Here is an 8112-nt window from a genome sequence, read left to right on the forward strand (position 1 = left end):
TATTTATACAAATATCTAATCATCAAGTCTAAAAAAAACAGGAATTGTAAATTTTACTCTTACATTTCTGCCGTTTTGTTTTCCTGCAATCCATTTTGGCATGAGTTTTACAACTCGCATGGCTTCTTCATCGCAACCAAAACCGATTCCCCTCATAGTTTCGATGTCGGTAATACTACCATCTTTTTCAACGATAAAACTCAAGAAAACTTTACCTTGAATATTGGCACGTTGAGCAGCCGCTGGGTACTTTAGATTTTTGCTTAAGAACTTGTACATTTCGCTGTTTCCACCCATAAATGATGGTTGTACTTCGACGGTTATAAAGGCCGTGTTATCTTCTTCAGGAAGTTCAACGATTGTTTTTTCAACGGATTTTACTTCAGTAGGAGGGGCAGCTGCAATTTCGTCTGTTTCAATTCCATCTTGTGTTTTATCGCTTATAACTGAATTTTCCATTGCATCATAATCTGGTGGAGGCATTTCATTATTTGTCTCTTCAACTACTTCAGGGACAAGAAAAGTGATGGTTTTTACTTGTTCAACAGGCTTTGGAGGCTCTACTTCCTTTGGTTTCTCAATTTCTGGAAGTGGTTCATCTAAGTTAATGGGACTATGCTCAACCACAATTAATTGAGATTCTTCTTTCTGTCTCGCAAAAATAAAGTTTGTAAGAAGCATTAGCCCAAAACAACCGACGCCAATCCACAAGGCACGATTGAGGTTTTGAGTGTATTTGGTGCGAAGCTCATAAGCACCATAATCTTTGTTGCGTTGCTCGAAAATGATTTCATCGAGCGTAGTTGGATTGGGTAAAGCGGTAGCTTGCACCCCTTGTGTGTGAGGTTTCATTTTAGTAAAAGTTTAAGTTGAACATTTGTAGTTTCGCTGAACTACGATACAATGTTAGGCAAGAAAAATGAATTGTGCAAGCAAATGGATAAAAATATTTAGATATTTATCTAAATATTTATTTTTTCCTAAAAAGAATCACTAATCTAAAAGAAAAAGTGTCAGATTTCGTAGTTGGTGTTAACGAAATCTGACACTTTTAAAGATACGAAGCAACAGAAGAAATGCTACAGGCTATCATAGTAAGCCAATACTTTGGCTACATCAATATCATTTTTGAATGAAAGGTTTTCTTTTTTAATATAGGCTTCTATTTCGGCCTTCTTATCTTCCAAAGCATCCAAAACTGAGCTTTTCTTGACTTTTACTTTCACCAGTGAATTATCGGCCTTGCGAATGAAATATTGTGAATTATCGACATAAGAATCATATCGACGGTCGGCACTGTATCCGCCTTGATAGTTGGCTTTCAGAATACTTTTACTCACATACTTTAGTAGTGAAGTTTTATTTTTATACAATACCATCAAAAAGCAAACTGGTACTGTTCCGCCATCGGCTTTAAGATTTTCTACTTTTACGAATGGATAACTCACATTTTTGCTGTCATCATTTATAGTAAATGCTGTAATCTGATTAGGAAATACTACGATAGAATCTCCTTGCGGACGCTTCATTAATAATTCTTTGGTCTGTGTATTGTATTTTATTAAATGGCTTTTCTTTCCAGCATCGCCATTGGTGAAAACTAATTTTCCCGTGAGCCATTCATCAATAAAGTAGGGGGTACCTTGCATTCCTTCGTAGCGTAGGTCGTAGGTTCGAACAGCGGCGGAGCCACCAGCAATCTCTTCATTTCGGTTCAATGAATTGTATATCATTGCTGATTGAATTGACAAATCTTCTTTCGGGTCGGTGTTTTTCTTAGGTTCTTCTTTCTTTTCTTGCCCAAGAGCTATGTTTGAGATGAGCGTAAGGATTAAAAGTGTTTTTTTCATAAGTTCAGGTTTATTGCTTTTGTAAATATAGTGAGTAGACCGAATATTCGCTTCAGAAAAACGAAAAAATCCTGCCATTTTGTGTGGCAGGATTTAATTATATTCTTTAAAATGTTCTATCGACTATCGTCTGTGAACAATCGACTGAGCTATCAATATTCGTGAGGTAAAACTCCGTTTACTTGCTCGTGCCACGGTAAACCTTGCGTATTGAGCAAATCCATGAATGGGTCTGGGTTTAGTTCTTCGCAGTTCCAAACACCCGCTTTTTGCCATTCTGGGTTAGTAAGCATGAGCATTGCTCCAATCATGGCTGGTACGCCCGTTGTGTAGGATACCGCCTGAGCTTTTACTTCTTTGTAGCATTCGGCGTGGTCGCAGTTATTCCAAACGTAGTAAGTTTTATCTTTTCCATCTTCGATACCCTTGATTTGACAACCGATTGAAGTCTGACCCGTATAGTTTTCGCCTAAAGTATCTGGAGCGGGCAATACTGCCTTCAAAAACTCTAACGGAACGATGTCCATACCGTTGAATTTTACTGGGTCGATTCTGGTCATTCCCACGTTTTGAAGTACTTCGAGGTGAGTCAAATAAGCTTGGCCGAATGTCATCCAGAATCTGGCACGTTTCAATGTAGGGAAGTTTTTTACCAAAGATTCGAGCTCTTCGTGGTATAAAACATAAGATTCTTTCGGGCCGATTCCTGGGTAATCAATGGCTTTGTGAATTGACATAGGTGGAATTTCTACCCATTCTCCGTTTTCCCAATAACGTCCGTTTTGAGTAATCTCACGGATGTTGATTTCGGGGTTGAAGTTTGTAGCAAATGCCTTTCCGTGATTTCCTGCATTACAGTCGATGATATCGAGGTAGTGCATTTCGTCGAAGTGATGTTTGTTGGCATACGCACAGAATACTTGCGTCACGCCTGGGTCGAAACCACAACCCAGAAGAGCCATCAAGCCAGCTTCTTTGAAACGCTCTTGGTAAGCCCATTGCCAGCTATATTCAAACTTAGCTACATCTTTTGGCTCGTAATTTGCCGTATCGAGATAGTGAACGCCGGTTTCCAAACAAGCATCCATAATGGTAAGGTCTTGGTATGGAAGGGCCACATTGATAACCATTTTCGGTTGGAAACTTTTGATAAGTTCAACCAATTCGGGTACGTTATCGGCATCAACTTTTGCCGTTTGAATTTTCACACCGTGCATTTCCTCAATATCGGCTGCAATTTTATCGCATTTCGATTTTGTGCGACTTGCCAATAGGATTTCGGTAAATACTTGGGAGTTCATCGCACATTTGTGAGCGACAACGCTGCCGACTCCACCGGCACCAATGATAATAACTTTTGACATTCTTGACTCTGATTAAACTGGTTTATCAGATTTCCCTGATTTTATGATGAATTTGATTCGTCGGTATATGTTTAAAATGCTGAACAACAAAAGTTTGTTTAAAGCATTTTAGCATACACAAAGTCTTGCAAAGATACTACTTGAAAAAGAAATGAGGGTATAAATCAGGTAGGTTTTTTGGAAATATCAATGACCGTTTAATAAAATTTGATTTATTACGAAATCTTTTTTAGCTAAATTCGTTTATTGAAGGTGGGTAGTAGTTGAAATATTGAAGAATTTTTGTGGCTTTGATGCTAAGATTGCGTCCAAATAGAAACTCCATATAAACTAAAATTGATTAGTTATGAACAGAGCAACCAAATCTGAATCCCAAATGAAGTACGCTGAATTATTATTAATCAGCGGCCTGACCGTAGCAGTGGCTATCGGCCTGTATTTTACCAATGTTAAACTTTGGTAAGTGTCCAAATTATTATTTCCTTATCTAATATTTATAAATGAAAATCCCCGTTCGAGAACGGGGATTTTTTATGCAAAAATAACTATGGACTGTCGAACGGAACGCCGCCCGCTATCAACTGTGGACTATTTATGCAAGAGCAGCAACACCTGGGAGGGTTTTACCTTCCATGTATTCGAGCAATGCACCACCACCCGTTGAAACGTAAGAAACACGGTCGCCGAATCCAGCATTATTAATAGCCGAAGCTGAGTCGCCACCACCAATAAGCGAGAACGCACCGTTTTCTTCAGTTGCTTTTACTACAGCCTCAGCGATAGCGTTTGTGCCAACTGCAAAATTCGGGAATTCAAATACACCCATTGGGCCATTCCAAAGAATAGTTTTTGATTTTAAGATTGTTTCGGTGAAAAGTTTTACTGATTCCGGACCAATATCGTATCCTTCCCATTCATCAGTAATTGCACCAGTTGGTACCGTAATGCGGTTGGCATCGTTCGAGAATTTATCTCCACAAACATTATCCAGTGGCATAATTAGATTAACACCTTTGGCTTTTGCTTTTTCAATCAATTCTAAAGCCAATGGCATCTTATCAGCTTCTAAAAGCGATTTTCCGATCGAACCACCTTGTGCTTTTGTGAAGGTATAAGTCATACCACCACCGATGATGAGGTTGTCAACAGTATCCAACAAACGCTCAATCAATAAGATTTTATCAGAGATTTTTGCTCCACCCATGATAGCCGTAAACGGACGCTCAGCGTTGTTTAAGATTTTCTCGGCGTTATCTACTTCAGCTTGCATAACGTAGCCACAAACACGGTCTTCGAAGAATTGACCGATGATAGCCGTAGAAGCGTGAGCTCGGTGGGCAGTTCCGAAAGCATCATTTACCCAAACATTACCAAGTTTCGATAATTTTTCGGCAAATTCAACATTTCCTTTTTCTTCTTCTTTATAAAAACGAAGGTTTTCGAGCAAAAGCACTTCGCCTGGTTGTAAGCTGGCAGCTTGCTCGGCAGCCGATGCTCCGATGCAATCATCAGCAAATTTTACTGGTAAACCTAAAATAACTGAAAGTGGGTTTACTAAGTGTTTAAGCGAGTATTTTTCGGTTGGACCATCTTTCGGACGCCCTAAGTGCGACATTAAGATACATGAACCACCATCTTTCAAGATTTTCTTGATAGTCGGGATTGTAGCAGTGATACGAGTGTCGTCAGTGATTTCGTACTTTTCATTAAGAGGCACATTGAAATCTACTCGAATGAGGGCTTTCTTGCCCGAAAAATCATAAGTGTCTAAGGTTTTCATTCAATAATGAATAATTAAGTGAATGGGCGTCTGAGCAAATAAGTAGATTTACTCATTTTTTGCGGCTCAAACATTATAAGGGGCTTTTTGAGAATCTTCTACAAATATAAATTTTCTTTTTGCTTTCATCACGAAATTCTACTACGTTTCTTTCGTTATTTATTAAAAAAACATAGAAAAATTATATTTTTTCTTTGCTAAATAAAATCTCGTTTTGCTTTACTGGCAACTTTTAGTGATTGCGTGTCGTCTTTGTTAGTAGTTTTGGAAATATTTACAGAATGATGAAATCTATATTTATATTTTTGTTTTTGGTAGTAGGTATTTTCGGTGAGTTGAAGGCTCAAGATGATGAAGAATACTACAAACCACCAACCAAACGCTTGGATGTAAGAAATAATGCCTATCCCAACCTCAACCGTAAGGAAATGAGTTTGTACATGGGGATTGAAGGTGGCTTTAAACTTAATTATGCTTCGCTCGATAATTCTATCAATGGCTTGGTCAGTATCCAAAATAACAATGTTTTTGCATGGGGAGTGTCCTTGGGTTATAACTATGATAATAAATGGGCGGTAGAAACTGGGTATCTGAATAATCCTATCTTTCTGATTCAGTCGATTGCGACACGTAGAAGATTAACTACCTATCAGATTGGGAGAAATTTTACGACAATCCCGTTGAGATACAAATACAAAGTTTGGACACTCGATGCCATCACCAAAACGGCTGGGTTATATGTTGGCGGTGGAGTGCTTTTCAATACAAATGTAAAAGACCGTTTGATTAATGAACTCACGTTTACGGGTTATGATTACCGTTTTAGTGCTGCTGGAAGAGATTCTGTCAAATTAGAGCTTACTTCAAAATCGTTTCTGACCAAAAAACTCTCGGCTGTTTTTGAATTACAAACTGAACTGCAAGGACGAGTGGCCAACGGATTTTACATTAGTGTTTTCGGACGAATGGCTTTTGCACCTAATGCAGGCATTCGTTCTGATTTGGTTTACACAGAAAATTCAAATAAAATTGGCGAGGCAACACAGTCATTGAATGGAATAAGTTATAATTTTGGCCTATCATTAAGATTTGACCTTGCGAGAGGTTATAAATATCAGAGCAAAGTTGAATGAGCCAAAAAGTTATCATAGTTAATCGCCATTATCCGCCTAACCCTGGAATTACGGGAGAATCTGCATGGGATTTGGCGAAATATCTCATCGAAAAACATCAAATCGAAGTACATATCGTAAACATCGAAGGTAACGACGATGGTGGTGGAGCAAAGCGAGAGCCTGTGGGCAAACTACATACGTTGCAAACACTTTATGATGGTAAAAGTAAGCTACTGAAACAACTGGCTGGCTTTTTAGATGGCTTTTTACTTATCAGAAAAGCGAAAAGTATTGACAAGAATGCTGCTATTATTGTAATGACCAGCCCGCCTTTACTACCATTTTGGGCTTCGATGTTGCTCTCGAACGGAACGCCGCCCGAAAGAAAATGGGCTTTGTGGTCAATGGATTTATTTCCCGAAGCCTTCGTAGCAATTGGCATGATTGCCGAGAAAAATGCTATTTATCAATGGTTTTTGAAGAAAACATACCAAAACTCTCCCAATAAATTAATTGCTTTGGGGCGAAAACAAGCGGAGGTTTTGGAAGAGAAGTATTTAAAATATACACCTCATCCCCAACCCTTCTCCTCAAAGGAGAAGGGAGTAATCACAACTTCAACCCCTCTCCTACGAGGAGAGGGGCAGGGGGTGAGGTCTATTCTTCCTTGTGGTGTTATTTTTCATCAGACTTATGAAAGTCAGCTACCTGCATGGCGTAAGGCAGATGGAAAGATATATTTTGGGTATTGTGGAAATTTGAATGATGCCCACAACGAGCAGTTTTTAATAGAGTTTATCAAGGCTTTCAACCCCGAAAAACATCACTTAGTTTTGGCTCTTTACGGTAAAAAAGCTCAAAATGTGCTTGATTTTGCTAAAAACTATGAAGGAATAAGTATTTTGCCGAATGTGCCAAGAAGCCAACTTAATTTTTTGGATGTGCATTTGGTGAGTTTATTGACAAAATATACGCATCTGATGATTCCGTCGAAAGCTGTCAGTGCGGTGGCGGCTGGCGGAGCGATTTTGTTTTGTGGTAGTCAAGAAAGCGATAATTGGGATATGCTCCAAGAGGCTGCATGGCTGATTCGTGAAGATGCTGATTTGGGCAAACAGATTCGAGCATATTTAGGCAATTTGACAACCGAAGAGTTGGCTATTAAAAAGCAAAACGCCCAAAAGCTAAATAAAGATTTACAGCAAAATGTGCTCAAAGCCTACGAAGAAATAGCTGATTTTGTAGCACAAGTTTCCTAACTTGTGCTTTGTGCGAAACAAGTCAGGAGACTTGTGCTACAAGACTTCGATAAACCTCCAAATACTGCTCAACTACCACTTTTTCAGAATAATTATCCAGCACTTTTTGGCGAGCGTTTTTTGATAATTCTTCATGGTTTGCCTCAAACAAAACCCACTGCATGCCTTCGGCCAAACTCTCAGCCGATTTGTATTTTGCTAAGAAACCTGTATATGGATATTCAATCATTTCAGGAATTCCTCCAACCTCAAAACCAACCGCAGGTGTGCCACAGGCCATTGCTTCCATGATAGTATTGGGTAGGTTTTCTTGAATCGAAGATGTGACAAAAACATCGGCAGCTGAGTAAATAGAAACGATTTGATTGACATCGGAAATTCTACCCAAAGCGTGAGCTTTGAAAGGTAATTTTGCAATCGTTTCGGCATCGCTTTCACCCAAAATTACTAACTCAATATCTTGATTGTGAGAATATTGTGTTTTTAAAATCTCTAAAGCTTCTTGAAAATAACTAAATCCTTTCCAAATTACCGAAACCTTTGCCGCTACAAAAAGTATGAGCTTTTTATCAATCGGCAGTCCCAGTTTTGCTCTTGTATCTGCTTTATCTTGTGGCGAAAATAAACTCACATCCAAAGGATTTGGAATAGCTTTCACCGAAAAATCTTTCAATAAACTACTTTTTTTCGCCCGATTTGCAAGCCATTGACTGCATCCAACTATTGTAGTTTTTTTATTTTGAC

The 8112-nt window shown here is 38.7% G+C and carries 7 protein-coding genes; 2 read left to right on the top strand and 5 right to left on the bottom strand.

Features of this window, described 5'->3' with window-relative positions:
- Positions 1–15 precede the first annotated feature (15 nt).
- The 4 genes from ACOVO2_RS12320 to ACOVO2_RS12335 form a co-directional block, all read right to left on the bottom strand.
- A complete protein-coding gene (locus ACOVO2_RS12320) occupies positions 16–852 on the bottom strand; it encodes an energy transducer TonB (RefSeq protein ID WP_421770267.1) in 837 nt (278 codons plus the stop codon).
- 227 nt (positions 853–1079) lie between these two features.
- Positions 1080–1850, bottom strand: coding sequence for a hypothetical protein (locus ACOVO2_RS12325; protein ID WP_421770268.1), 771 nt, complete (start codon positions 1848–1850; stop codon positions 1080–1082).
- Between the two features lie 152 nt (positions 1851–2002).
- A complete protein-coding gene (locus tag ACOVO2_RS12330) occupies positions 2003–3214 on the bottom strand; it encodes a saccharopine dehydrogenase C-terminal domain-containing protein (RefSeq protein WP_421770269.1) in 1212 nt (403 codons plus the stop codon).
- 592 nt (positions 3215–3806) lie between these two features.
- Positions 3807–4994, bottom strand: coding sequence for a phosphoglycerate kinase (locus tag ACOVO2_RS12335; protein WP_421770270.1), 1188 nt, complete (start codon positions 4992–4994; stop codon positions 3807–3809).
- A 281-nt stretch (positions 4995–5275) separates the two neighbouring features.
- Between ACOVO2_RS12335 and ACOVO2_RS12340 the strand changes: the two genes are divergently transcribed.
- A complete protein-coding gene (locus ACOVO2_RS12340) occupies positions 5276–6127 on the top strand; it encodes a hypothetical protein (RefSeq protein ID WP_421770271.1) in 852 nt (283 codons plus the stop codon).
- Positions 6124–7368, top strand: coding sequence for a hypothetical protein (locus ACOVO2_RS12345; RefSeq protein ID WP_421770272.1), 1245 nt, complete (start codon positions 6124–6126; stop codon positions 7366–7368). The genes ACOVO2_RS12340 and ACOVO2_RS12345 overlap by 4 nt, the downstream gene beginning before the upstream one ends.
- A gap of 22 nt (positions 7369–7390) precedes the next feature.
- On the opposite strand, the gene ACOVO2_RS12350 is transcribed toward ACOVO2_RS12345, so the two are convergent.
- Positions 7391–8112, bottom strand: a 722-nt coding sequence (locus ACOVO2_RS12350; protein WP_421770273.1) for a glycosyltransferase, incomplete at its 5' end; no start/stop codon positions are given.

The sequence above is a fragment of the Emticicia sp. genome (assembly GCF_049241225.1).
GTDB lineage: Bacteria > Bacteroidota > Bacteroidia > Cytophagales > Spirosomataceae > Emticicia.